This window comes from Arthrobacter sp. SD1074B, from assembly GCF_056780195.1.
On sequence record NZ_JBRAZT010000001.1, the window covers coordinates 3,645,877 to 3,670,936 of the forward strand.

A 25,060-nucleotide genomic window follows, 5' to 3' on the forward strand; every position below is an offset into this window, starting at 1 on the left:
ATGGCCACAGCACAGGCGAACCCCTCAAGCTCCAGACCCGCGGAACAGTTCCGGAACGGGTAACGGTCAAATCCTATCCCGTCAACTCCCGCACTAAGCTGAAGGCATGACTACCCCCGCTTCTGACCCGGCCCGCCCGACGGTGCTGGTGTTCCTCGATCCCGCGTTTGAAAACGGCCGCATCACCGACTCGTCCAAGCCGCAGCTGATGGCCACGGACCAGGGCGCGACGCGTGGCGACGGCGTTTTCGAGTCGTTACTGGTGGTGGGGGGCCGGCCGCGCAAACTGCAGGCCCACCTGAGCCGGCTGGCCGGCTCCGCCTGCGCCCTGGAGCTGGCCATCCCGGCCGAGGACGCCTGGCGCCGCGCGATCGAGACGGCCATCGGGGAATTCCGCGGCGCGGCTGGCAGGGCCGGCGAAGCGGGCGCGGCTGACGAGATGGTGGTGAAACTGCTCGCCACCCGGGGCGTCGAGGGCGCCGCCACACCGACGTGCTGGGTGCAGGCCTCGCCGCCGCCCGCGGCCGGCCGGCTGCAGCGCGAAACCGGCATCGACGTGATCCTGCTGGACCGCGGCTACGACAGCGAGGTGGGCGAACGCGCCCCGTGGCTGCTGCTGGGCGCGAAGACACTCTCCTACGCGGTCAACATGGCGGCGCTCCGGTATGCCCACCACCAGGGCGCGGACGACGTCATCTTCACCTCCGCCGACGGCCGGGTCCTGGAGGGCCCGACGTCGACCGTGCTGCTGGCGCACCTGGAAACCACCGACGACGGCGCCGGCGGGGTACGGACCGTGCGCCGGCTGATCACCCCGCAGCTGGACAGCGGAATCCTGCCCGGCACCTCACAGGGCGCCTTGTTCACCGCGGCGAAGGCGGCCGGGTGGGAGCTGGGCTACGGTCCCCTGGTCCCCGCGGACCTGTACGACGCCGACGCCGTCTGGCTCATCTCGAGCATCCGGCTCCTCGCACCGGTGAACCACATCGACGGCAAGGAGATCGGCACCCCCGAACTGCGGCGGCAGCTCACGGCGGAGCTCAACGAGCTTTTCGCCACGATCGAGTAGGGGCGCAACTCAGTTCCGGGTACTTGAGCGACGGAACCGGTCCCCCGCGGTGGTCGCTGACGTATCGGCGCATGCCAAGTCACGCGGAGCGAAGGCCACCCGGTAACCGGCGCGGCGCACCCGCCTGGTCAGTTCAAGATCTCCGCCCCACAGGTCGTGCGGGACAGGACCGATTTCCTCCAACACAGTCCGGGATACCGCTCTGATGTTGCCGGCGCGGCCTGGCAGGCAGGCGCTCACGGCAACGGCTCTCCGGAGCAGCCCGGCACCGCGGCCCAAGGAGGCTAGTATCCGGGGCCGCTTCGGGTTCAACGTGGCTGGCCGGGCGTCGCCGAAGACCGCGCCGGTACGTTCGTCCGCGAAGCCCTGGAGCACCCGTTTGACGGTGTTCCGGGAAAGGACCAGGTCCGCATCCATGAACATCACGATCTCGCCTGCCGCGTGCCGTAAGCCCAGAGTCAGGGCGGCGCCCCTGCCCAGGTTGGCCTGGCTGAGAACTTTGATTCGAAGATCGGCTGCGGCCACGCCCTTCATCAATTCGAACGTGTTGTCGGCCGAGCCGTCGTCGACCAGCACCACTTCGTACCGGTCGTAGCTGGTGAGCTGGATGGACCGCACACAGTTCTCTATGCGGGTCGCCTCGTTGAAGGCCGGCACAATGATCGACACGGTCGGCCACATGTCCAGCAGGGTTGGCACCCCGCGACGGCGGCGCATGGCAGCGCGGACCTCATACCAGGACATTGCTGTGCGCCCTTGGAAACTGGCGGAAGGATGCCGGGTTGAACGATGGCAGGGCAAAAGCCCCTAAAACGGCGTCGAGCATTTCCGGGGCGAGCCCGCTGTTCCTGCCGAACCGGGCGGTCACGCCGAGCACCACCGGCGTCCCGTCGGCGCGCCGCCGGACATCGACGTCAACCGGGCCGGTCAGCCCAAGCGCGCGGACAGCGGCCATGGCCACATTGCCCACGTCCACGTCCTCGCCGGTTCCGACCCGACGGGCGGCCGCCGCGTTTCCTGCCTTCCCCCCGGCCAGTGCGGTTTTTTCGACCACGACGACGAACGGGGCGGCCGCGTTCTGCACCGGGGTGCCGAAGACCATCGGGCCGTAAGCGGTTCCCGGGATGAATTCCTGCACGATCTGGCCTTCCGGCAGCCGGTGCCAGTCGACCGCGGCGCCTCCGTCGACAACAGACACGCCGCTGCCGCCGCAGGAGACCCGTGGGCGGACGACTACCGGTCCACCAAGGGCTTCCATGGCGGCCTCAGGGCCGGAGAAATCCCGGGGGACCCCGAACCGCGGGACGGCCACCCCGGCCGATTGCAGCCGCCATGCGGTAAAGAGCCTGTCGTGGGCGAGGGCCACCGGTCCCGGCTCGCCGATGATGACGCGGACGTCGGGGCCGAAGGCGGGCCGGAAGGCCGCCAGCTGCGGCAGCTCGTCACTCACGGTAGGGATGACAACGTTCACGTCTTCGGCGGCCACCAGCCGGCGGAGCGCCGAGACCAGCTCCGGATCCGAGGCCTCCAGAACGCGGACGGCGGTGATTCCCGACCCTGCCGGCAGTTCGCGGATATCGGTACCCAGTACGGGTATGCCCCGCGCTTTGAGCTGCGCCGCGACGGCCCGTCCGGCAGATCCGCCCGCGCCGGTGACGAGCACGCGGGGCTTCACAAGCGGTCCGTTCCAGTGCCACAGGGAACCGCGCCAGCCGGAAGGGGGGCCAGGAAGGCAAAGATTAAGCCGTGCATCGAGACCATAAGAATCCAGTTCCTTTGTAGACGTGCCGGTGCCACAGTGCAGCGCCGGGCAAATTGCTGGTTATCCCATCGAAAATCTGCTGGCACATCGGTCATGCCCGTCCCAGTCAAGGCGAGGGCGCCAGGGATATCCCGAGTAGGAACTACCCGAATCTGTCCCGCAGGCACTGCGCCGGATGCTCACGAATACTGGGGCTCCTGCCAGCGCTACCCGCTCCCACGCTGTGGCTGGAAACTGCCCGCCACAGCGGCCGCGTGACTTAACATGACGGGGCCGCCGGTGCCGCCAGCGCCGGAAGTGCTACGTTTTTGGGGAGTAATGAGAACCGGCGCCAAGCCCTGACTGGCCGGTCGGCAACCCTCCCTTTCGCGGCGGGGTGCCTCAGGTGAGTACTCGGCATATCGAAATTCGAGCTGCAAGCGTGAAAGTAAGGAGATCCGTCGTGCCCGACGCGTCCGCACCTGCTGTGCCCGCCACAGTCCCCGCCCCGTCCTCCGCCGTCCCCGGACCGGCCGCCGACGGGAGGCTGGCCTACCGCCTGTTCACCGGGCCCGATGACCGCAGCTTCTGCGAACGGGTCTCCGCCGCCCTGGCCGAGGGCTATGTCCTGCACGGCAGCCCCTCGGCGACCTTCAACGGCAGCACCGTGATCGTGGCCCAGGCCGTCGTGCTGCCTGCCGCCATCGCGAGCGCGGACGCCGCCGTCGCCAACGCGGTGGATGAGCTGGACGTCGTCGAGTTCGACGGCGAGGGCCACGCATGAGCTACGCCGGAGACCTGAGCCCGGAGGAGGCATGGGCCAGGCTTGAGGCGGGCGCCGTCCTGGTGGACGTCCGCACCGAGCGCGAATGGGCCCAGATCGGCACCCCGGCCACCCCCACCGCCGCCGGAAAGCGGCAGGACCCCCTGTTCGTCCAGTGGACGTTGGCCGGCGGAGCGCCCAACCCGCACTTCCTGGAACAACTCCAGCAACAGGCGCCGGCGGCCGAGCTCGTCTTCCTGTGCCGCTCCGGCGCCCGCTCGGTCGCCGCCGCGGACGCCGCCGCGGCGGCCGGCTTCACCGCCTACAACGTCCTTGAGGGTTTCGAAGGCGAACCCGGCCCGACCGGCCGCCGGACCATTAATGGCTGGAAGAACCGCGGCCTCCCCCTCCACCCCGGAAAGCACTAAGTGAGCTTCAATCCCGATGCCCAGGGCTGGAGCCCGGACACCCAGGCCGTCCGCGGCGGACTCGACCGCAGCGGGTTCCAGGAGACCACCGAACCGATCTTCCTGAACTCGGGCTTCGTCTATGAATCCGCCGCTGCGGCAGAGCGCGCCTTCACCGGCGAGGACGAACGATTCGTGTATTCGCGCTACGGGAACCCCTCGGTGGCCACCTTCCAGGAACGGCTCCGGCTGCTGGAGGGAACCGAGGCGTGCTTCGCGACGGCGTCCGGCATGTCCGCGGTGTTCACCGCGCTGGGGGCGCTGCTGGGGGCAGGTGACCGCGTGGTCGCCGCCCGCTCGCTCTTCGGATCCTGCTTCGTCATCCTCAACGAGATCCTGCCGCGCTGGGGCGTGGAGACGGTGTTCGTGGACGGCCCCGACCTTGAGCAGTGGCGCTCGGCCCTGGCCGTGCCGACGACGGCCGTGTTCTTCGAGTCGCCGTCGAACCCGATGCAGGAAATCGTCGACATCGCCGCCGTAAGCAAACTGGCGCACGCCGCCGGCGCGACCGTGGTGGTGGACAACGTTTTCGCCACTCCGCTGCTGCAGCGGTGCGGGGAGCTCGGCGCGGACGTGGTTGTGTATTCCGGCACCAAACACATCGACGGCCAGGGGCGGGTGCTCGGTGGCGCGATCCTCGGCACCCGCGAGTTCATTGAGGGCCCGGTCAAGCAGCTCATGCGCCACACCGGCCCCGCCCTGTCCGCCTTCAACGCCTGGGTGCTCAGCAAGGGCCTGGAGACGATGGCGCTGCGGGTGAACCACTCCTCCGCTTCGGCGCTGCGGCTGGCCGAATGGCTGGAGGCCCAGTCCGCCGTCAGCTGGGTCAAGTACCCGTTACTGCCGTCCCACCCGCAGCACGAGCTTGCCGCCAGGCAGATGAAGGCCGGCGGCACCGTCCTGACGTTCGAACTGGCACCCTCGCCCGGCCGCTCGGCCAAGGAGGCCGCCTTCGCACTGCTGGATGCGCTGCGGATCATCGATATCTCCAACAACCTCGGCGATTCGAAGTCCTTGATCACCCATCCGGCCACCACGACGCACCGTGCCATGGGGCCGGACGGCCGGGCCGCGATCGGTCTGAGCGACGGCGTCGTCCGCCTGTCGGTGGGCTTGGAAGACGTCGAGGACCTCATCCGCGACCTCGGTCAGGCACTCAAGCTGGCTTAGCGCCGGCTCGGCTAGTCCCGGCGCACCCGCGAGAGCACGGGGGCCGGGTCCGCCGCCGCCTCGGCCTCCGCCCCGTGCGTTGTGATGCGCACGGCGTGGGCGACGACGGCGGCCAGGCCGGCGCCGTCGAGGGGCGTGTCCAGCCCGGGCGCGCAGAGCGCCTGGCGCTGCAGCTGTGACCCGGTGCCGTTCGCCAGGATCCTGTCCACGCCGCGGCGCGCCAGCTCCAGCTCGCCCTGCTCTTCCAGGACGGGGGCCACAAAGTCCACCAGCGCATGCACCACCTCGGCGGCTGGGGCGGGGCGGAAGCTGCCGAAGTCCAGCAGCTCGCCGCGCAGCCCGCAGTTGCTGGCCTGCCAGGCGGCCATTTTCAGCAGCACCGTCGGAACCGGGGCCGGGTCAACGCCGTCGCGCCACTCCCGGCTGGCGGACTCCACCAGCGCTCGAACCAGCACCGCGATCAGCGCCGCGTCCTCCGCGCGCAGGCAGACATCCGCGACCCTGACCTCCACGGTGGGGTGGTGCCGGGCCAGCCGCGCATCGAAGTAGACCATGCCTTCGTCAAACAGCACCCCGCTCTCCAGCAGCCGCGTGACCACCCGCCGGTACACCGGAAGGCTGCCAAAGATCATGGCGGGACCGGCCGCCGGCCAACGGTTCCAGGCTTGGGTGCGGTAGCTTTCGAAGCCGGTCTCCGCCCCGTTCCAGAACGGCGAATTGGCGCTGAGCGCGATCAACACCGCCAGTTTGTCCCGGATCCGGTCGAGGACGGCCACGCCCTCCTGCGGGGATTCGATGAAGGTGTGGACGTGGAACCCGCAGGTCAGCTGCTCCTGCACGGTAAGGCCGAACCGCTTCTGCATGGTGGCATACCGCGGGTTGGGGGTGGTGTGGGTAGCGGAGGCCAGCGGCGACGTGGCCAGGGCCGCCACCCGGGCGCCGTGCGTCCGCGCAGCCCGGTCCGTGAACGCCCGGGACTGCCGGATCTGCTGGAGCAGCCCGCCGTGGTCCAGGCAGGGCACCGTCTGCGTCTCGATCTGCTCGAGCTTAAGCTCGAAACTGAAACCTGAATCGTCGTGGTACGGATCGCGGCCAGCGTCGGGGGCGGGTGCGGCGTCGGGGACGAGACCGGCGTCGGGGGCCGGCTTCAGCCCGCGCAGCAGCGCGTCGGCCAGCGCCAGCGGCGCCCCGCTGACGGGGTCCACGATCAGCAGTTCCTCCTCGACGCCGAAGGTGCGCATGCAACCATTGTGCGCCAGCACCGCCCCGGGAGCGCTACCCCAAAAGGGTGGTCAGACGACTCAGTCCTGGAAGTATTCGATCCTGGCGCCGATGGTGTTGAGACGCTCGGCCAGATCCTCGTAGCCGCGCTCAATCACGTAGATGTTACGCAGCTCGGAGACGCCGCGCGCGGCCAGCATGGCCAGCAGCAGGCAGGCGGCCGGGCGCAAGGCCGGCGGGCAGCCGACTTCCGCGGCCCGCCACTTGGTGGGCCCATTGACGTAAATCCGGTGCGGATCCAGCAGCTGGACCTGCGCGCCCAGCTTGTTCAACTCGGTCAGGTAGATGGCCCGGTTCTCGTACACCCAGTCGTGGATCATCGTCTGGCCCTGCGCGTTGGCGGCAATGACAGCGAAGAACGGCAGGTTGTCGATGTTCAGGCCGGGGAAAGGCATCGGGTGGATTTTGTCCGCGGGTGCCCGCAGCTCGGAGGGCTTGGTGGTGACGTCCACCAGCCGGGTGCGGCCATTGCGGGCTAGATACTCCGCGGACACCTCCAGCCGCTGGCCCATCTGTTCAAGGGTCGCCAGCTCGATTTCCATGAACTCGATCGGGACCCGGCGGATCGTGACTTCCGAGTTGGTCACGATGCCGGCGGTGATCAGGCTCATCGCCTCGATCGGGTCCTCGGACGGGAAGTACTCGATGTCTGCGTCGATTGACGGGCGGCCGACGATCTTCAACGTCGTGGTGCCCACGCCGCCGATCTCCACTCCCAGCATCTGCAGGTAGAAGCAGAGGTCCTGGACCATGTAATTCGGGCTGGCGTTGCGGATGATGGTGGTGCCGCGGCGGTGGGCGGCAGCCATGATGGCGTTTTCAGTCACGGTGTCGCCGCGCTCGCTCAGGACGAATGAACGGTCGTCGCCGTCCGCGGGCGGCGCCTGCACGCTGTAGAAGCCGGACTTCGCCTCGACGCTGAGGCCAAACTGGCGCAGGGCCTGCATGTGCGGCTCCACGGTGCGGGTGCCGAGGTCGCAGCCGCCGGCGTACGGCAGACGGTATTCGGCGGATTCATCGAGCAGCGGGCCCAGGAGCATGATCACGCTCCGGGTCCGGCGGGCGGCCTCGACGTCCATCGAATCAAGGTCCAGCACGGCCGGGCGACGGATCTGCAGGTCGTTCGCGTTCAGCCAGGTGCATTCGACGCCGATGCTGGTCAGAACCTCGACGATCCGGTTGACCTCCTCGATCCGGGCGAGCCGGCGCAGGATGGTGGTGCCCCTGTTAATCAGGCTCGCGCACAGCAGCTCGACGCCGGCGTTCTTGCTGCTGTTGACGTCCACGGCGCCCGAGAGCGTGCGGCCGCCCTCCACCCTGAGGTGGGTCATCTGCGGCCGGCCGACCTTGACGATGGCCCGGCCGAAAATGGCTTCGAGCCGCTGGATCATTTTCAGGCTCAGGTTCTGCTTGCCCTGTTCCATCCGGGCAATGGCGCTCTGGCTGGTTCCCAGTTCGGCCGCAAGCTGTCCCTGGGTCCAGCCCTTCTCGCCGCGGGCGTCCCGGAGCACGGCGCCAACGGATTCAGCAGTCTGTTGAGTCATAAGCAATAAATATCATGGATGGTCTATCTGAGCGCCGTAGATGCTAAAAATTGCATTAAAGCTCACACAATATCCATTTCGTGCGATACCGCACCCATGGGATGCCGACGCAGAAGCCAGCGCCCGGCCTCTACTGCTGGCCCAGGAACACCATATTCCAGGTCCCGGCGCTGATCGCCGCCGCCACCGCCGCGCCGGCGATCAGCACGCCGCCGAGGACCACCCACGCGTCCAGCCGGCTGAACGTCGCCGTCCGTGCCCAGGTCCGCGGCGCGCCGCCGAAGCCACGTGCTTCCATGGTCACCGCGAGCCGGGAGGCGCGCCGGAGTGCCTGGACCAGCAGCCCGAAGCTCTGCCCCAGCGTGGCCCTCAGCCGCTGCGCCGGATTGCCGTGCGAACCGACGCCGCGGGCCCGCCGGGCCATGCCGATGGTCTGCCATTCCTCGGCCATGAGCCCCACCAGGCGCATCGCGGCGAGGGTGCCGAGCACGAACCGGTGCGGCAACCTTGCCTGCTGCGCCAGGGCGTCGGCCAGGTCCGTCGGGTCCGTGCAGCTCATCAGCAGCACCGCCGGCAAGGCGATCGCGAGGCCGCGTAACAGGAAGCCCAGCCCGAGCTGCAGCGAGCCCTCGCTGATGGACCAGACACCGACGTCGAGCAGTATCCTTCCGTGGTCCGGCGCCAGGATCGCGGTGCTCCAGCCGCCCACGGCCGCCGCGAGGATCAGCGGCCAGCCGCGCTGCCAGAGCAGGGCCAGGGTCAGGCCGGCAAGCGGGAACAGCAGGAGTTCGAAACCGAGCGCGACGGAGGCGGACACCCAGTCGATGGACAGCGCCAGGACGACCGTAATGAGCACGACGCCGGCGAACTTGGCCAGCGGGTTGGCCCGGGCCAACACTGCGCGGTTCCCGGGCAGTGTCAGGGTGTCCCTCATGGCGCCGCCACCCCCGGATTCGTCCGGCCGGGCACGCCGGGCCGCGGTGCGCCGAGTTTCAACTCGGTGCCGCCCAGGACGTCGCTGAATTCCGCGTCGTGGGTCACCGAGACCACGGCAGTGCCGGCGTCGAGGAGCTCGGAGAGGAAGGAGGCAAGTTCCGCCCAGGTGCTGGCGTCCTGGCCGAAGGTCGGCTCGTCCAGCACCAGCACCTGCGGGTGCGCGGCCAGCACGGTGGCGACCGAGAGCCGCCGCTTTTCGCCGCCGGAGAGGGTATAGGGGTTGGCGTCGACCAGGTCGCGCAGCCGGAGGCGTTCCAGCAGTTCGTCGACCCGTTCTTCGCCGCGGCCCAGCTGGCGGGGTCCGAACATCAGCTCGTCCAGCACCCGGCCGGTGACGAACTGGTGCTCGGGTTCCTGGAACACCGTGCCGATCCTGGCGATCAACTGCTGCGCCCTCCACTTGTAGGGATCGATGCCCGCGCCGGCGCTCAGTTCGGTCGTGGCGGAGACCGCACCGGCCACCGGGGCGAGCAGTCCGGCCAGGGTGAGGGCGAAGGTTGACTTCCCGGACCCGTTGGGGCCGGTGATGGTCAGTGCCTGCCCGGCCCGGACCTGCGCCGTGATGCCGGACTGCACTGGCGCGGGCGGGACAGTGCGGAACCCGCGCAGCACACCGGTGCGGCGGGGCCGTTCCCGCGACACGGCCAGCCCCTCGGCGGCCAGCAGCAGTTGGCCCGGCGCGAAGCCGCCGCCCTCGCTCGCGAGGGCGCCCCCGGTGCGGGCCCGGGTGGCAGGCACATGGCCGGGCACCCAGACGCCGGCGGCGATGAGGATGTCCCGTGCCTGCTCCAGGACCAGGTCCGGGGGCCCGTCCAGCAGCACGGCGGAGTCCGTGGCGGATCCGGGCTGGAGCACGACGATCCGGTCCACGAGGTCTTTCCAGACGGCAACCCGGTGCTCCACCACCACCAGCGTGGCCCCGGTCTTGTCCAGGCACCGTCCCACGGCGTCGCGGACCTCCAGGACACCGGCCGGGTCAAGGTTGGCGGTGGGCTCATCGAGCAGCAGCAGGCCCGGCCGCATCGCGAGGATCCCGGCGAGCGCCAGCCGTTGCTTCTGCCCGCCGGAGAGCGCCGACGTCGGGTGCTGCAGCGACAGGCCGCCCAGCCCCACGTCATCGAGCGCCTCCGCCACCCGGCGCCAGATCTCCGCCGGGGGTACGGACAGGTTTTCGGCTCCGAAGGCGACGTCGTCGCCAAGCCGCGACAGCACCACCTGGGTCTCCGGGTCCTGCTGCATCAGCCCCGCCCTGCCACGCCGGGCGCGGGGCGGGACGCCGTCGATCAGCAGGCTGCCGGTCTCGTCCGAGTCCTCGGCGTCCGCGGCGGCTGCCGAGGACGCCGCTGCAGCAGTGCTGTCCCCGAGCACCCCGGCGAGGGCATGCAGCAGCGTGGACTTGCCTGCACCGGACGGGCCCAGCAGCAGCACGCGCTCGCCCGGGCGGATGTCCAGGTCCAGGCCGCTCACGGCGGGCCGGGGCCGGCCGGCGTGCCGCCAGCCCCAGCCGCGGGCGGCGACCGCGGCCGGCCGGACGGCGTCGGAAGTTCTCATGCGTGTGCGGGTCTCAGGAGAACACGGGTTCCGACGCTGCCTTGCGGGAGGCGAATGAGCCCAGCACCCCGGTCTTGGCCAGGCCGCGGGCGGCCAGCCAGGACAGCCCGCCGGCAATTACGGCTCCGGAGATGGCGCAGAAGATGATGTAGGCGAGCTTGTCACCCGTTTCGTACGCGATGTTCCAGCCCCAGGGCAGGAAGGAGTCGTTCAGGCCGCAGAACAGGCCCGCGCCGGCTCCGGCGAGCAGGGACACCGGCAGGTTGAACCGCTTGTACAGGAACGCTGCGAAGATCAGTTCGGCGCCCAGGCCCTGGACGAAGCCGGAAAACAGTACCGAGGCGCCGTACTGCGAGCCCATGATCAGCTCGCCGGTGGCGGCGACGGTTTCGCAGAAGAGCGCCGCTCCGGGCTTGCGGATAATGAGCATGCCCAGCACCGCGGGAATCATCCAGCCGCCGGCATACAGCCCGGTTAGCGGCGGGTAAACGGCGTTGAGCGGAACGGAAACAAGGTTGGAACCCTGGGACCAAGCCCAGAAAATCACACCGCCGGCAACAGCGATCAACGCCGCCACCACAATGTCGACCACGCGCCAGTTGTATTTGCCGCTGGTAGGTGTCTGCTTCGCAGAAATATCAGTCATGTCGTCCTCCTGAGGTACAGGAGGGGAGGGTGTGTTCCGGCGGCGCCGCGGCTTCCGCCACGGGCGCCGGGCACCCTGAGAACTCGACTCCCTTGCGCCGGTACTAACCGGATCAGGTTCGAGGGTCTGCGGCTGTCCGCACTCTCAGCGCCCACCTACGGTTCCCTGGACTGCTCCAGTGATGCCCGACGGCGGCGCTCCCCTGTCGTATCAAAATCGCCCTTGTGGGCTGGGCCAGTTTACACCCGGCAGACCTCCCCGGTGACTCGCAGTTGTCGTCGTCCCGAGGGCCCACAACGACAACTACTGCCAGCCAGTTGGGGCTGGACCGCTTGTGACCTGCGAGAGCCGGCTTGCTAGAGTCGGCGTAGCATGCGATCACGTGACACCGCCGAGGCCGGGTCCTGCCGACGGCGGCCGACTAACGGAAGCTGAAGCCCTTGACCGACTCCCCAGCGCCTTCCCCCGAGTACGACCCGGACTCCGCCGAACCGCAGCCGCACGGGTCCCTGGCGGCGCTCATCGGCCGCCTCCTGATGGAGATCGAGGAACTGCAGTTCGAGTCCTTCAGCAAAGACGACGCCCTTGACCTTGGGCTCCGCCTGGTGGAACTTGGCCGGCAACGCTCCCACCCGATCGCCATCGACATCACCAAGGGTGAGCAGGTGCTATTCCACGCTGCGCTGGAGGGCGCCACCCCTGACAACGATCGCTGGATCAGAGCCAAACAGCGTACCGCCGTGCGGTATGAAGTCCCATCGCTGCTGGTGGGCCTTCGGGCGCGCGCGGCCGGGCGCAGGATCGAGGACAACGCCTGGTTCGACCAGCAGGAGTTCGCGGCCCACGGCGGCTCGTTTCCCATCTACCTGCGCGGCACCGGGATGGTAGGCGCCGTCACGGTGTCGGGACTGCCGCAGAAAGCCGACCATGAGCTGGTGGTCGAGGCGTTGACGGAGGTCCTTGGCCGGCCGGCGTCACTGGGACGCTAGGCTAGGGGAAGCCCTGTTTCCTCCCGCAAGGAGTAAGACGTATGAACATCTTCATCAAACTGCTCGGCACCGGCATCAGCCTTCTGGCCGGTTTTGTTGGCACCAAGGTGGTCGACACCGTTTGGGAGAAGACCACCGGCAACAAGCCGCCCAAGGGCCACGACGACGACGTTCCCACCACACTGCGCCAGGCGCTGACATTCGCCCTGATCTCGGCCTCGGTCAGCGCCATCATCCAGGTCCTCGCCAACCGCGGCACGCAGCGGGCAATCACCCGCTTCGCCAAAACCCAGGACCTCGTCTAGGGCGCATCGCCTAGCGCGCCTCAGCTAGCGCACCGCCCGGGGCGACGGCCCTGGGCGACGGCTGCGGCGTCACTCGTCGTCGGTAAACCCGCGCTTGCCGGCCGCCTGCTGCACGACGGCCTCGAGCTCGTCGGCGCTGAGGAGTTCCGGATGCAGGTGCTTGGTGCGGTAGCCGGCGCGTCCCACCATGTGGGCCGAGACCGGCACGGTGAGCAACTGGAAGATCCACGCCACTCCCAGCACCGGCCACACCCACCAAGTGCGCAGCTGCAGCCCCACCGCGCACAGCAGCAGGAAGAGGCCAAGCACCTGCGGCTTGGTGGCGGCGTGCATCCGGCTCATGAGGTCGGGGAAGCGCAGCAGGCCGATTGCCGCGCCGAGGGACATCAGCGCCCCGACCACCATGAACACGGCGGAGACGGCGTCGATCACGGCGTCGGCGGAGCTTGTCTCAGGATTCATTGGGCTGCTTCCTCCGGTCTGCCACGAAACGGGCCACGGTCACCGAGCCGACAAAGCCGATGATGGAGATGGACACCAGCAGCATCAGGTTGTTCAGGTGCCGGTTCACGGCCATGTCGATGCACAGCGCCGCGCCCAGGATGGCCAGCAGCACGTCGGCGGCCAGCACGCGGTCAAGCAGCGAGGGCCCCCGCGCGATGCGGATGATCGCGCCGCCCGCGGCGAGGGAGAGTACGACGGCGGTGATGGCCAGGACCAGCGGCATCATGCGCCCACCTCCTGCTTCAGTGCGGACAGTTCCGCCGGGGTGCCCATGATCCGGATCAGCGCGGCCTCGGTGTCGCGGACCTCCTTGCGGAGCTTGGCCGCGTCCCCTCCGTCGCGGACGTTGATGCCGTGGATGTAGAGCGTGGACGTTGACCGGTCCACTTCCACCACCACGGACCCCGGAATCAGCGAAGTGACATGCCCGGTGGCGGTCACCAGCAGGTCTGAATGGCTCCGGAGTTGGACGGCGACGACGGCACTGATCACCTGCGGGCCCCGGACCACGGCCAGGTACAAGACCTGGAAGCTGGCCGCCACGACCTTGCCCAGGAAGATCACGGCGAAGGGCACGGCGCGCAGTACGTTAAAGCGGCCGCCCAGTTCCACCGGCGGCAGGTAGAACAGCCGCGCCACCACCACCGCGATCAGGGCGCCGAATAGCAGGTTCCCGGCGCTGAAGTCCTGCCAGAGCGCACCCCAGACGACGACCAGCCAGACGAGCAGCGGCAGTTCCTGGCGCAGTGAAATTCTCTTTCGCGTCATTTCCCGCCCTCCAGCCGCGGCGGCTCGGCGATCACCGGGACCTGCGCCTCGTCCCCCAGCACGGCCTGGATGTAGGCTGACCGGTCCAGCATCACCTCGGCCGACTGGCCGGCCACCCGGAACAGCGGCCCGGCGAACACCGTCAGCGCCACCCCGAAGAGCACCAGGCCCAGGGTGGAACCAACCATGGTCCGGGGCAGCAAGGTCACGTTCTGCTGCCCGGCGCGGTCGCCGGTGGCGGAGTCGCCGGGAGCGGCGAGCAGCACGGGGGCGGGGTGTTCGGCGTCCTCGGGCTTGCGCCAGAAGGCGCGGTTCCAGACCCGGGCAATGGCCAGCAGGGTCAGCAGGCTGGTCAGCACGCCGCCGGCCACGAGGGCGTAGGCGAGCGGGGTGCCCAGGGCCACGCCGGCCTGCAGCAGCCCCAGCTTGCCCAGGAACCCGGAGAACGGCGGGATGCCGGCCAGGTTCATGGCCGGCACAAAGAACAGCACCGCCAGCAGCGGCGAGAGCTTGGCGAGCCCGGCGATCCGGTCCACCGAGGAGCTCCCGGCGCGGCGCTCAATCAGGCCGGTCACCAGGAACAGGCTCGTCTGGATGGTGATGTGGTGCGCCACGTAGAACACCGCGGCCCCCAGCCCCGCAACAGAGGACATCGCCAGGCCGAACACCATGTAGCCGATATGGCTGACCAGGGTGAAGGAGAGCAGTCGCTTGATGTCGCTTTGCGCCAGGGCGCCCAGGATCCCGACCACCATGGTCAGCAGGGCCGCGACCATCAGCGGGGTGTTGAACGTGTCGCCGGGAAAGAGCAGGGTCTCGGTGCGGACCATCGCGTAGACGCCCACCTTGGTGAGCAGCCCGGCGAACACGGCGGTGACCGGGGCAGGCGCCGTGGGATACGAGTCCGGGAGCCAGAAACTCAGCGGGAAGACGGCGGCCTTGATCCCGAACGCCACCAGCAGCAGCACGTGCAGCAGGTTCCGGGTGCCCTGGTCCAGTTCAACCAGCTTGACCGCCAGGTCGGCCATGTTGATGGTCCCGGTGGCGCCGTAGATCATGGCGATCGCGATCAGGAAGAGCACCGAGGACACCACGGAGACCACCACGTAGGTCACGCCGGCGCGGATCCGCGGGCCTGTCCCGCCGAGGGTCATCAGCACGTAGCTGGCGGTCAGCAGGATCTCGAAGCCTACGTAGAGGTTGAACAGATCGCCGGAGAGGAAGGCGTTGGAAACGCCCGCCACGAGGATCAGGTAGGTGGGGTGGAAGATCGACACGGGGGCGTCGCGGTCGCCGTCGGCCATGCCCTGGCCGGTGGCGTAGACCAGCACAGCGAGGCTGACGGTCGAGGACACCACCAGCATGAGGGAGGAGAACTGGTCCACCACCAGCACGATGCCCCAGGGCGGCAGCCAGCCGCCGATGTTGACCGCGGACGTGCCGCCCTGCCAGACGGAGGCCAGCAGGAAGCATTCCAGCAGCAGGGTCAGCGAGAGCAGCGCAATGCTGACGGTCCGCTGCGCCCGCGGTCGCCGGATCAGCAGGAAGGTCAGGGCGGCCCCCAGGATGGGGAGGACGACGGCGAGCGGGGCAAAGCTTGCGATGTTCACTTGGTCCCTCCTTCCGGGCCGGGATCGATATTGCGGGAACCGGGTTGTTCTTCGGCGGCGGCATCCGTTGCGGGCATCCGGCGGGCGCCGGCCTGCACGGTTTCCGGCGACTTCGTCCCTGCGGTGTCCGCAGGCTCCGGGGAGGCCACCAGCGGGAACTCCGAGGTCTCCACCGGGATGACGGCGTCGTCCTCGGCGTCGAAGCTGGGGGTCTCCGCCACGCGGCGGTCCTCGGCGTCGTCCTGGATTTCGTCCTGCCGGGCCAGCACCCAGGTGCGGTAGATGATGCCCAGCATGAAGGCGGTGACGGCGAAGGAGATCACGATCGAGGTGAGGATCAGCGCCTGCGGGAGCGGGTCGTTGTAGTCGTTGGCTGCGGTGTCTTTGTTGTACAGCGGGGCGAGGCCCGCGTAGCCGCCGGTGGCCAGGATCAGCAGGTTGGTGGCGTTGGCCAGCAGCATCAGGCCCAGCAGGACCCGCGTGAGGCTGCGTTCCAGGATCAGGTAAATGCCGCAGGCATACAGGGCTCCCATGACCGTCAGCAGGGTCAGATTGACGCTCATGCGTTCCCCTTCGCGGTGGCCTCGGCCGGGAGGCCATCGGCCTTTGGAGCGTCGGACGGCCGGTTGGACGGCCCGTTCGAGGGCTCGGCGGAGGACTCCGCGGGCTCCTCCTCGGAGCGCTCCCCGGGCTGGTCCTCGAAATGCTCGTCGATTTCCGCGCCGAGGCTGCGCAGCACGTCCAGGGCCAGGCCGACCACAACGATGTAGACGCCGATGTCGAAGATGGTGGAGGTGACGAACTTGATGTCGCCGAACACCGGCAGCCAGAGTTCAATCACCGCGCTTTGGAAGACCTGGCCGCCCAACAGCAGCGGCGCCACGCCCGACGCCGCGGCCGTCGCGAGGCCGATCCCAAGCAGGGCGCCGGCACTGACCGGAGTGGCTTCGCGCAGTTCGAAGCGGCCCCCGGCGAGGTAGCGGATAGTGAGGGCCAGGCCGGCCGTGAGGCCGCCAGCGAAACCTCCGCCGGGAAGGTTGTGGCCGGCCAGGAGCAGGTAGAGGGAGAAGACGATGATGGAATGGAAGACCAGCCGGGTGACGACTTCGAAGATGATCGAGCGGCGCTCCGGAGCCATGGTGCGCCCGGCGACCAGCCATGCGTCGCGCGTCGAGGCGGCAAACCGCCGGCTCATGGCCAGTGCCGCGTTGTCCCTGGTGTGCGCGGGCAGGCCGGTCCGGCGGCCGACGGTCCCCTCCGCCACGGACGCGGACGGGCTGATGCGGTCGCCGCGGCCGCGGACGAAGATCAGGCTGGCGACGCCGGTGGCGGCGAGCGCCAGGACGGAGATCTCGCCGAACGTGTCCCAGGCCCTGATATCCACGAGGGTGACGTTGACGACGTTCAGTCCCCCGCCGCCCTCGTAGGCCAGGCGCGGGAATTCCAGCGATACCGGGGTGGCGACGCGGGCCCCCAGGGCGTAGATCGCCACGAAGACCATGGTGAGGCCGAACGCCGCGCCGATGATCACCCGGATCACCCGGTATTTGCCGCCGGTGCGGTCCCGCAGTTCGGGCGGCAGGCTGCGCATGGCAAGGACAAAGGCCACCAGGATGATGGTTTCCACCAGCATCTGGGTCAGGGCCAGGTCCGGGGCGCCCTGGAGGGCGAACATGAGCGCGATGCCGTACCCGGTCACCGAGACCATCAGCACGGCCAGGAAACGCTTATTGGCGCGCACCGCGGCGAGGGCTCCGATCACGATTCCGGCGCCGGCTACCAGCTGCAGCGGCGAGCCGGGGTCCACGAAGTACAGACCGCCCGGCAGCGGCTTGTTGGCCAGCAGCAGTGCGGTGAGCGGCAGGACGAAGGCGACGGTCAGGATGACGGCCAGGTAGAAGAACAGCGAGCCTCGCTGGGTGCGGCCGGTGACCCACACCGCCACGTCGTCGAGGGCGCCGATGGTGCGCTGGTAGCTGCGGTCGCCGTCGATCCAGCCGGGCACCAGCCCCTGCGCACGGGCGACGGCGTTCCGTCCGTAAAACATCGCCAGGCCGAAGGCGAAGGTGACCGCGGTCAGGCCCAGCGCCGGGGTGAACCCGTGCCACAGCGCCAGGTGGCCGGCGGCGTCGGCTTTCCCGCCGGCGGCACCGGCGGGGCCGGCAAAGAGTGCGGCGTAAGGCTGGATCCAGGAGTCCACCGGCACCGGCCACACCCCGTAGGCGACGGTCAGCAGGCTCAGCAGGGCCGGGGCTGCCAAGAATGCCGGCTTGATGGACTTGAACGGGGTGGCCGGCACGCCCGGCTTGACCGCGAAGGCGCCCCACATGAAGCGGGCGCTGTAGGCGAAGGTCAGGATGGAGCCGAGAACCACTCCCAGCAGGATCACCGCGCCCCAAGGCCCGGTCCCGGCGTGGTGCACGAAGGCCTCAAAGACCGATTCCTTCGCCACGAAGCCTGCCAGCGGGGGCACTCCGGCCATCGACGCCGCCCCAATGGCCGCCACCACCGCCAGGGCCCGGGAGGACCGGTACACCCCGGAGAGCTTGCGGATGTCGCGGGTTCCGGCCTGGTGGTCGATGATGCCGACGACCAGGAACAGCGTGGCTTTGAAGAGCCCGTGGGCCAGCAGCAGCGCGAGGCCGGCGAGCGCCGCGTCGGGCTTGCCGAGCCCCACCACCATGGTCAGGAAGCCCAGCTGGCTGACCGTGCCGTAGGCGAGGATGAGCTTAATGTCGGTCTGGCGCAGGGCGCGGTACCCGCCCACCAGCATGGTGGCCAGGCCCAGGCCCAGCACCACCGGGAGCCACAACGACGTCTCGGCAAAACCGGGGGCGAGCCGCGCCACGAGGTAGATGCCGGCCTTCACCATGGCGGCGGCGTGCAGGTAGGCGCTCACCGGCGTCGGCGCGGCCATCGCCCCGGGGAGCCAGAAGTGGAAGGGGACCAGTGCGGACTTGGTGATCGCACCTATCAGGACCAGCAGGACGGCGGCCGCCACCGCTTCCGCGGCAGGTCCCGTCACCAGCTCCGGCGCCAGCTGCAGGATGGACGAGATCCGGTAGGTTCCCGCCGCGGAGCCCAGCATGATCAACCCGACCAGCATGGCCAGGCCGCCGGCGGTGGTCACCACGAGCGCCTGGAGCGCCGAGCGCCGGGCGGACAAGCGCGTCCGGGCGTAGCCGATCAGCAGGTAGGACAGCACCGTTGTCAGTTCCCAGAAAATGAACATCAGGAGCAGGTCATCGGCGGTGACGAGGCCGAACATGGCCCCGGCGAACGCCAGCAGCTGGGCGCCGAAGCCGCCCAGGTAGCTGTCCTTGTTCTTGAAGTACCGGGCGCAGTAGACCAGGACCAGCGCTCCAACCCCCAGGACCAGCAACGACATGACCCAGGCCAGGGCATCCATCCGGAACGCCAGCTCAAGGCCGAGGTCCGGGATCCAGGGGAGGGTGACCGCGGTGGAACCGGCCTCCGAATACACCGCACCGTGCTGCAGGAGCAGCCAAACAAACGATCCTGCCGGCACTGCGGCCAGCGCGAAGAACGCATTCCTGCCCAGCCTGCGGAAGAGGAACGGCGCCACAGCAGCCACCGCAAAGTGCGCGGCAAGGACTGTGATCACTGGAATCTCCGCAACGTTAGGAATTCGATTGTCAAAAGTTGGAGCAGGCGGGGCATTGGTTAGGTTCGGTCCGGACAGTTTACCAAGCGTGCACAAATTGTTTTGCCGCGGACCTGACCGAACGCCGCGCACTGCCGGTCCTGCGCCGCACCGGCTACCGGCGGAGATCCGGGCCAGCCGGAACCGTTGCTCCGCCGGCAGCGCGCCTCGGACGGATAACATCAGGCTATGAATTCCGCCACCGCCCCGGAGGCCATGCGCCCGGGCTCCGAACTTGAGTCCGGCAACCATGCCACCGGAAAGGGCCGCATCCTGGCCTGGGCCGCCTGGGACTGGGGTTCCGCGGCCTTCAACGCGGTCATGACCACGTTCGTCTTCACCGTGTACCTGACGTCCAAGGCCTTTGGCGGGGAAGATGCGGCCTCCGCCGTCCTCGGCTCCGCGCTGGCCGTCGCCGGAGCCGCCATCGCCCTGCTGGCGCCGGTCACGGGCCAGCGTTCGGACACGGGAGGCCGGCGCAAACTCTGGCTGGGGGTCAACACCGCCGCCGTGGCGCTCCTGACCGGGCTCTGCTTCTTCGTCTTCCCCCGGCCGGAGTTCCTGCTCCTCGGGGTGACGCTGATTGCGCTTGGCAACGTGTTCTTCGAATTCGCCGGCGTCAACTACAACGCCATGCTGGCCCAGATCTCCACCCCCGCGAACATCGGCAAGATCAGCGGATTCGGCTGGGCGGCGGGCTACCTCGGCGGCATCGTGGCTCTGCTGATCGTGCTGCAGCTCTTCGTCCAGCCCAGTATCGACTGGTTCGGGGCCTCCACCGAGGACAGCCTGAACATCCGCCTCGTAGCGGTCTTCTCCGCCCTCTGGTTCCTGGTGTTCGCGCTTCCGGTGCTGTTCGCGGTCCCGGAAGTGCCCAAGGCCAAGCAGTCCGGCCTGGGGTTCTTCGCGTCCTACGGCCTGCTCGTACGCCGCGTCCGCGCGATCTACCGGACCAGCCCGCACACCATTTACTTCCTGTTGGCCAGTGCGATCTTCCGTGACGGGCTTGCCGCGGTGTTCACCTTCGGCGGGATCATCGCCGCCGGCACTTTCGGCTTCGAACTCAAGCAGGTGATCTTCTTCGCCATCTTCGGCAACGTGGTCGCCGCCGTCGGTGCTTTGCTCGGTGGTTTCCTGGACGACAGGGTAGGGCCGAAGGCGGTCATTATCGGCTCATTGATCGGCCTGCTGGCCGCCGGAACGGTGCTCCTGGCCCTGGGGAACGGAAACTATTCCTTCTTCGGCATGCAGTGGGCGGGCAGCACGACCTTCTGGGTGTTCGGCCTGTTCCTGTGCCTCTTCGTGGGTCCGGCCCAGTCTTCCTCCCGCGCGTACCTGGCGCGCCTGGCCCCGCACGGCGAATCGGGCGAGCTCTTCGGCCTGTACGCCACCACGGGCCGGGCCGTCAGTTTCCTCGCGCCGGCGCTTTTCACCTTGTGCATCACGGTCGCGACGCCCCTTGTCGCCGCCGGCGAAGCCCAGCGCTGGGGCATCCTGGGCATCATGGTCGTCCTGCTGGCCGGGCTGCTGGTGATGCTGCCCGTCAAGCCGCCGGGAAAGACGGAAATCGCCGTGGTGCCCGAGGCCTGAACCAGCGCCAAAAGCCGGCCGGCCCACTAGGCTGGAGGCATGAACGTGGATGAGACAGACCTACCCGGCCTGGGCCGGCGCAAGGACTTCATGACCGCCTCGGGACGCCGGATCGGCGTCGTCGAGTACCGCGAAGGCCAGACCGAACTGATCGTCTCGACCTGGGACGATCCGGACACCTGCCAGGCCTCCATCCCGCTGACCGCAGACGAGGCGGCCGCCCTCGGCAACCTCCTGGGCGGTCAACGCCTGGCCATGCAGCTTTCCGAAGCGCACCGGGAAGTCCCGGGGATCGTGACCCGGCAGTTCTCCATCGCCGCGGACTCCCCCTTCCAGAACCAGCCCATGGGCAAGGCCTGCATCCGGACCCGCAGCGGCGCCTCGATCGTGGCCATCATGCGGGAGGGTGAAGTGCTTCCCTCCCCGGGCCCCGACGTCGTCCTGCACCCCGGGGACCTCCTCGTTGCGGTGGGCACGCAAGAAGGCCTGGACACGGCAGCCAGCATCCTGCGCAACGGATAAGCGGCATGGATCCGCTCGCCCTGACCCTCATCGAACTGGGGGCTGTCGTGTTCTGTCTTGGCCTGTTGGCCAGGCTGGCCGGGCGGATCGGTATGTCCCCCATTCCGCTGTATCTCATCGGCGGCCTGTTTTTCGGCGCCGGAGGGCTGGTCAAACTGGAGGGGATGCACGAGTTCGCACATCTCTCCAGTGAGATCGGCGTCATCCTCCTCCTACTTATGCTCGGCTTGGAATATACGGCGGCCGAGCTCGTGACGGGGCTGCGCCGCTCCTGGCAGGCCGGCGTGCTGGACCTTGTGCTGAACTTCCTTCCGGGCGCGGGCCTGGCGCTGATGCTGGGCTGGGGCGTTGTGGGGGCGATGGTGATGGGCGGCGTCACCTACATCTCCTCCTCCGGGATCGCTGCGAAGGTCATCACCGACCTGGGCCGGATCGGTAACCGCGAGACGCCCGTGATCCTGTCCATCCTGGTGTTTGAAGACTTGGCGATGGCCGTCTACCTGCCCGTCCTGACAGCCACCCTCGCCGGAGTCAGTTTCCTGGTGGGCCTGCAGACCGTCGGGATTTCCCTGGCCGTCGTCACCCTGGTGCTGGTGGTCGCACTGCGCCACGGCCACCACGTCTCCAAGGCCGTGCACAGCGAAAATTCCGAGGTGTTCCTGCTCAACCTGCTGGGTGCGGCGCTGTTGGTCGCGGGGCTGGCCGCCGCCATGCAGGTCTCCGCGGCTGTCGGCGCGTTTATGCTCGGGATTGCGATCTCCGGCGCCACCGCCCACAGCGCGACGCGGATCCTTGAGCCCCTGCGGGACCTTTTCGCCGCGATCTTCTTCGTGGTCTTCGGCCTCAACACTGATCCGACGTCCATCCCGCCGGTGCTCGGCTGGGCCCTGGTGCTGGCCGTACTGACGGCAACCACCAAGATGATCACCGGAATCTGGGCTGCCAAGCGGGCCGGGATCGCCCTGCCCGGACGCTTCCGGGCCGGCGCGGCGCTGATTGCCCGCGGCGAATTCTCCATCGTGATCGCCGGGCTCGCGGTCGCCTCCGGGGTGGTGCCCCGCGATCTCGCCGCGCTGGCCACTGCCTATGTGCTGATCATGGCAGTTATGGGCCCGTTGGCGGCCCGCTTTGTGGAGCCCCTTGTGCGAATGCTCCGCCGCCCGATCCGGCGGGCGGCTGTCCCGGTCCGGCCGGTCAGCTAGGACCCGCCACCCGCGGGATTAGATCTCGGTGCGGTGGAAGTTCAGGTGGCTGCGGCTCGCCGTCGGGCCGCGCTGGCCCTGGTAGCGGTTTCCATACTCGCCGGAACCGTACGGGTGCTCGGCGGCCGACGTCAGGCGGAAAAAGCACAACTGCCCGATCTTCATGCCGGGCCACAGCTTAATCGGCAGGGTGGCCATGTTGGAGAGCTCCAGCGTGACGTGGCCGGAGAATCCCGGATCGATGAAACCCGCCGTCGAATGTGTCAGCAGGCCCAGCCGTCCCAGCGAGGACTTGCCCTCCAGCCGCGCCGCGATGTCGTCCGGCAGCGTGACGGTTTCATAGGTGGAGCCCAACACGAACTCGCCCGGGTGGAGGATGAAGGGCTCGCCGGCGTCGACCTCCACCAGACGGGTCAGCTCGGGCTGGTCCTCGGACGGGTCGATGTGGGCGTACTTGTGGTTGTCGAAAAGCCGGAAGAAACGGTCAATCCGCACATCCACCGACGACGGCTGAACCATGGCGGGGTCGAACGGCTCCAGCACAATGCGCCGGGAATCGATTTCAGTACGAATGTCGCGGTCAGAGATCAGCACAGGATCAAAAATACCCCAGTAATGGCCGGCCGGTACGCGCGGGGCCAAGTGTTACCGCGGTAACACCCTAGGCTGCCGCCAGCCGGTGCTCCAGCACGGACTTGAGCCGTTCCAGCTGGGCGACCTGCGCCTTCATCGCCCGGCGCACCTTGGGATAGGCCAGGAGCGCGGCAGCTGCAGGCCGGTACCGGAGGGCGAACCGGACGCGGGTGCTGCAGCCCTCCGTGCTGAGGTAGTAACCGCCGTGCGGACGCGCCGGTCCGGAAATGACCTGGAATTGGATCTCGGCTCCGGGCCGGGCCGCGGTGAGTTCGAAGTCCGCGTCCGCCGGCCGCTGGCCGGTCCCGGCGAACAGCGGACGGTAGACGGCCCCCACGGAGCCGGCAACCCCGGAGACCAGTTCAATACCGCGGATTCCGTCCCGCCAGGACGGCAGGTTCTCCGGGTCCAGCAGGAAATGGTAGACGCTCAACGCGTCGCGTTGAATGACGACTTCGTACTCTGCATAGGCCACGGAAATCCTCGCTTGGCGGACGGCTGATGGACGTAGCCCGTTCCCCGGAGACTGCAGCTAACCTACTCAGGGTATCCAGCCAGACCCGCTGCGGGCCCTGTGCACGGCGGGCCTTTATCGAAGAGTTACCCAACCAGGGCCGGAGGGCGCGGCGAATCAGTGCCGGGCCGGGGCATCACGGCGAAACGGCGATCGACCGGAACTCCACCGGTTGCTCTCCGTCATAGGCTTTGCAGAGCATGAAATATCCGCCCCTGTGCGTGGCGTCCGCGACGGCGAGGGTCTGCTCCCCGTCGTCCAATCGGGAGCAACGAATGCCATCGTCGGTCATCCTGACGGAGAATTTCAACCATTGCCCCTCCCAGGGGGCAGTGGAGTCGAAGGAGCCAATGACTTCCGACGCCGCGCCGCTAGCGGCGCGGCGGAAAAGTTGGACCGTGCCCGCGACGTCGATCAGCACGTGGTAACCCCCAGGGCTGCTGGAGACATTCGGCAGATACGGGCGGTCGTCCCGCAGGCCGAAGGCGATTCCCGCCTGCGCCCCATTCTTGGGAACCGCCCCTGCCCATCGCATTTCAAAGTCGATGGAATAGACGCCCGCCCGGACCGGGCAAAGCGACCCCATGGAGTAGCTGAAGTTGGATCCGTCGTCGAGGCGAATGGACCTGCTTTCCGGCTGGATTTTCGGCTGCAGCTTCCAGTTGATCACCCAAGGCAGATCGCCCGCGCTCCGGGTGCCGGAAGCGAAGGTGTCCGACCTATTGAGAGGAACATCAGTCGTCACGTAGGGGATGTTCGAACACATCAGCCCCCGCACCCCCAGTGCCAGCAACCGGTCCCGCATCCGTCGCGTGTGAACTTCCCACACGATCACCGGCTTGCCGAAGGCGACGAGTGCGCGGATGTCGTCGTCGGAGGCGGCATGGAACAACCCCACGAAGTCGTGGTCCTGCGCATACTTGTCGAATTGTCCCCCCGAGCCGTCCATGAAGTAGCCCCATGATTTATAGCCGCGCGCCTGGGCCTCGATCCGGGCTTGCGATCGTGCAGGTTGCTTCCAAACGAAGTGGTCGTTCGAAGCAGGGTAGCGGTCCATCAGGTCGAGTAGCGCATGGGTGTTTGTACCCTGCTTGTCCTCTATGAAGATCACGCTTTTCGACGCGTGTTCGTCCAGCACTTCCTCGAGCTTCGGAATTGGCTGCGGCGCGGCGTTCGGGCCAAGCCATTGGCGGGCGTCGGCCCGGAGGGCGGCGATAGTCGCATAGTCTTGGGCGGCAATCGGTTGATCCCGGCCCGCCAGGCGAAGAGTACTTTCGTCGTGATGGCAGACAAGCACACCGTCCGATGTGGCGTGGACGGAAACTTCGATCGCACGGGCTCCAGCAGCGATCGCCGAGGAATAGGCAAGGGCGGTATGTTCTGTCCAATTATCGCCTGAACCCCTGTGGGCAACGAAAAACGGATCGGTACCCACTAGGTCGTCGACAGTCGCCTGTTTGGGACCCTGCAAGGCAGGTGCCCCCTGGCCGCAACCAGTCAGCAGAAGCAGAGACGAACTTCCAAGCGCCAA

Annotated in this window: 25 protein-coding genes and 2 riboswitches; of the genes, 9 read left to right on the forward strand and 16 right to left on the reverse strand. The window is 68.3% G+C overall.

Translation table 11 applies throughout. From position 1 onward, the window contains the following. Positions 1–106: 106 nt before the first annotated feature. A complete protein-coding gene (locus ACUYM2_RS17015; protein ID WP_481601132.1) occupies positions 107–1,069 on the forward strand; it encodes an aminodeoxychorismate lyase in 963 nt (320 codons plus the stop codon). Between the two features lie 9 nt (positions 1,070–1,078). Here ACUYM2_RS17015 and ACUYM2_RS17020 read toward each other — a convergent pair whose 3' ends face one another. Together ACUYM2_RS17020 and ACUYM2_RS17025 are read right to left on the reverse strand one after the other, a co-directional pair. Continuing rightward, positions 1,079–1,813 carry a glycosyltransferase family 2 protein gene (locus ACUYM2_RS17020; protein ID WP_481601133.1) on the reverse strand — a complete coding sequence of 245 codons (735 nt, stop codon included), beginning with the start codon at positions 1,811–1,813 and terminating at the stop codon, positions 1,079–1,081. Then, positions 1,800–2,744 carry an ATP-grasp domain-containing protein gene (locus tag ACUYM2_RS17025; protein ID WP_481601134.1) on the reverse strand — a complete coding sequence of 315 codons (945 nt, stop codon included), beginning with the start codon at positions 2,742–2,744 and terminating at the stop codon, positions 1,800–1,802. The genes ACUYM2_RS17020 and ACUYM2_RS17025 overlap by 14 nt, the downstream gene beginning before the upstream one ends. 401 nt (positions 2,745–3,145) lie before the next feature. Next, a riboswitch (SAM riboswitch) is annotated at positions 3,146–3,259 on the forward strand. A gap of 38 nt (positions 3,260–3,297) precedes the next feature. Here ACUYM2_RS17025 and ACUYM2_RS17030 point away from each other — a divergent pair. The 3 genes from ACUYM2_RS17030 to ACUYM2_RS17040 are packed head-to-tail and all read left to right on the forward strand — an operon-like array spanning position 3,298 to position 5,210. Continuing rightward, the gene (locus tag ACUYM2_RS17030; RefSeq protein WP_481601516.1) at positions 3,298–3,594 is read left to right on the forward strand and encodes a DUF1737 domain-containing protein; all 297 of its coding nucleotides are present in this window, start codon (positions 3,298–3,300) and stop codon (positions 3,592–3,594) included. Then, positions 3,591–4,001 carry a rhodanese-like domain-containing protein gene (locus tag ACUYM2_RS17035; protein WP_481601135.1) on the forward strand — a complete coding sequence of 137 codons (411 nt, stop codon included), beginning with the start codon at positions 3,591–3,593 and terminating at the stop codon, positions 3,999–4,001. The genes ACUYM2_RS17030 and ACUYM2_RS17035 overlap by 4 nt, the downstream gene beginning before the upstream one ends. Continuing rightward, entirely contained in the window at positions 4,002–5,210 is a 1,209-nt protein-coding gene (locus ACUYM2_RS17040; protein WP_481601136.1) for an O-succinylhomoserine sulfhydrylase, read from the forward strand. An 11-nt stretch (positions 5,211–5,221) separates the two neighbouring features. On the opposite strand, the gene ACUYM2_RS17045 is transcribed toward ACUYM2_RS17040, so the two are convergent. The 5 genes from ACUYM2_RS17045 to ACUYM2_RS17065 all read right to left on the reverse strand — a co-directional run bounded on the left by ACUYM2_RS17045 (position 5,222) and on the right by ACUYM2_RS17065 (position 11,228). Beyond that, positions 5,222–6,451, reverse strand: coding sequence for a glutamate--cysteine ligase 2 (locus tag ACUYM2_RS17045; protein ID WP_481601137.1), 1,230 nt, complete (start codon positions 6,449–6,451; stop codon positions 5,222–5,224). Positions 6,452–6,511: 60 nt separating this feature from the next. After that, positions 6,512–8,035: a UDP-N-acetylglucosamine 1-carboxyvinyltransferase gene (locus tag ACUYM2_RS17050; protein WP_481601138.1), complete on the reverse strand. Its 1,524-nt coding sequence runs from the start codon at positions 8,033–8,035 to the stop codon at positions 6,512–6,514. A 130-nt stretch (positions 8,036–8,165) separates the two neighbouring features. Then, positions 8,166–8,969: an energy-coupling factor transporter transmembrane component T family protein gene (locus ACUYM2_RS17055; RefSeq protein ID WP_481601139.1), complete on the reverse strand. Its 804-nt coding sequence runs from the start codon at positions 8,967–8,969 to the stop codon at positions 8,166–8,168. Then, positions 8,966–10,582: an ABC transporter ATP-binding protein gene (locus ACUYM2_RS17060; protein WP_481601140.1), complete on the reverse strand. Its 1,617-nt coding sequence runs from the start codon at positions 10,580–10,582 to the stop codon at positions 8,966–8,968. Before ACUYM2_RS17060 ends, ACUYM2_RS17055 begins: the two co-directional genes overlap by 4 nt. A gap of 13 nt (positions 10,583–10,595) precedes the next feature. Then, positions 10,596–11,228, reverse strand: a complete 633-nt coding sequence (locus tag ACUYM2_RS17065) for an ECF transporter S component (protein WP_481601141.1) — start codon at positions 11,226–11,228, stop codon at positions 10,596–10,598. A 71-nt stretch (positions 11,229–11,299) separates the two neighbouring features. Then, positions 11,300–11,442, reverse strand: a riboswitch (TPP riboswitch). Between the two features lie 226 nt (positions 11,443–11,668). Between ACUYM2_RS17065 and ACUYM2_RS17070 the strand changes: the two genes are divergently transcribed. Both ACUYM2_RS17070 and ACUYM2_RS17075 read left to right on the forward strand, forming a co-directional pair. Beyond that, the gene (locus ACUYM2_RS17070) at positions 11,669–12,217 is read left to right on the forward strand and encodes a heme-degrading domain-containing protein (protein WP_481601142.1); all 549 of its coding nucleotides are present in this window, start codon (positions 11,669–11,671) and stop codon (positions 12,215–12,217) included. A 41-nt stretch (positions 12,218–12,258) separates the two neighbouring features. Then, positions 12,259–12,522, forward strand: coding sequence for a DUF4235 domain-containing protein (locus ACUYM2_RS17075; protein WP_175322316.1), 264 nt, complete (start codon positions 12,259–12,261; stop codon positions 12,520–12,522). Positions 12,523–12,591: 69 nt separating this feature from the next. Here the strand turns inward: ACUYM2_RS17075 and mnhG are convergent, their stop codons facing one another. Genes mnhG through ACUYM2_RS17105 form a run of 6 tightly spaced genes read right to left on the reverse strand, consistent with a single transcriptional unit; the run spans position 12,592 to position 19,029 of the window. Then, entirely contained in the window at positions 12,592–12,984 is a 393-nt protein-coding gene (gene mnhG, locus ACUYM2_RS17080; RefSeq protein ID WP_481601143.1) for a monovalent cation/H(+) antiporter subunit G, read from the reverse strand. Then, positions 12,974–13,252, reverse strand: coding sequence for an MrpF/PhaF family protein (locus tag ACUYM2_RS17085; RefSeq protein ID WP_481601144.1), 279 nt, complete (start codon positions 13,250–13,252; stop codon positions 12,974–12,976). Before ACUYM2_RS17085 ends, mnhG begins: the two co-directional genes overlap by 11 nt. Then, complete coding sequence (locus ACUYM2_RS17090; protein ID WP_481601145.1) at positions 13,249–13,794, reverse strand: Na+/H+ antiporter subunit E; 546 nt, start codon at positions 13,792–13,794, stop codon at positions 13,249–13,251. The genes ACUYM2_RS17085 and ACUYM2_RS17090 overlap by 4 nt, the downstream gene beginning before the upstream one ends. Further along, positions 13,791–15,404, reverse strand: coding sequence for a Na+/H+ antiporter subunit D (locus ACUYM2_RS17095; protein ID WP_481601146.1), 1,614 nt, complete (start codon positions 15,402–15,404; stop codon positions 13,791–13,793). The genes ACUYM2_RS17090 and ACUYM2_RS17095 overlap by 4 nt, the downstream gene beginning before the upstream one ends. After that, positions 15,401–15,967: a Na(+)/H(+) antiporter subunit C gene (locus ACUYM2_RS17100; RefSeq protein ID WP_481601147.1), complete on the reverse strand. Its 567-nt coding sequence runs from the start codon at positions 15,965–15,967 to the stop codon at positions 15,401–15,403. Before ACUYM2_RS17100 ends, ACUYM2_RS17095 begins: the two co-directional genes overlap by 4 nt. Beyond that, a complete protein-coding gene (locus ACUYM2_RS17105; protein ID WP_481601148.1) occupies positions 15,964–19,029 on the reverse strand; it encodes a Na+/H+ antiporter subunit A in 3,066 nt (1,021 codons plus the stop codon). The genes ACUYM2_RS17100 and ACUYM2_RS17105 overlap by 4 nt, the downstream gene beginning before the upstream one ends. A gap of 228 nt (positions 19,030–19,257) precedes the next feature. Between ACUYM2_RS17105 and ACUYM2_RS17110 the strand changes: the two genes are divergently transcribed. Genes ACUYM2_RS17110 through ACUYM2_RS17120 form a run of 3 tightly spaced genes read left to right on the forward strand, consistent with a single transcriptional unit; the run spans position 19,258 to position 22,382 of the window. Further along, positions 19,258–20,658 carry an MFS transporter gene (locus ACUYM2_RS17110; RefSeq protein WP_481601149.1) on the forward strand — a complete coding sequence of 467 codons (1,401 nt, stop codon included), beginning with the start codon at positions 19,258–19,260 and terminating at the stop codon, positions 20,656–20,658. A 39-nt stretch (positions 20,659–20,697) separates the two neighbouring features. Beyond that, on the forward strand, positions 20,698–21,180 hold the full coding sequence (locus tag ACUYM2_RS17115; RefSeq protein ID WP_175322308.1) for a cation:proton antiporter regulatory subunit: 483 nt from the start codon (positions 20,698–20,700) through the stop codon (positions 21,178–21,180). Between the two features lie 5 nt (positions 21,181–21,185). Further along, complete coding sequence (locus tag ACUYM2_RS17120; protein WP_481601150.1) at positions 21,186–22,382, forward strand: cation:proton antiporter; 1,197 nt, start codon at positions 21,186–21,188, stop codon at positions 22,380–22,382. 18 nt (positions 22,383–22,400) lie between these two features. Here ACUYM2_RS17120 and dcd read toward each other — a convergent pair whose 3' ends face one another. The 3 genes from dcd to ACUYM2_RS17135 form a co-directional block, all read right to left on the reverse strand. Further along, entirely contained in the window at positions 22,401–22,976 is a 576-nt protein-coding gene (dcd, locus tag ACUYM2_RS17125; protein ID WP_481601151.1) for a dCTP deaminase, read from the reverse strand. Between the two features lie 67 nt (positions 22,977–23,043). Beyond that, positions 23,044–23,490 (reverse strand): SRPBCC family protein, encoded by a 447-nt coding sequence (locus ACUYM2_RS17130; protein ID WP_481601152.1) that lies wholly within the window; start codon positions 23,488–23,490, stop codon positions 23,044–23,046. Between the two features lie 175 nt (positions 23,491–23,665). Further along, positions 23,666–24,964, reverse strand: coding sequence for a glycerophosphodiester phosphodiesterase (locus ACUYM2_RS17135; RefSeq protein ID WP_481601153.1), 1,299 nt, complete (start codon positions 24,962–24,964; stop codon positions 23,666–23,668). Between the last annotated feature and the right edge of the window lie 96 nt (positions 24,965–25,060).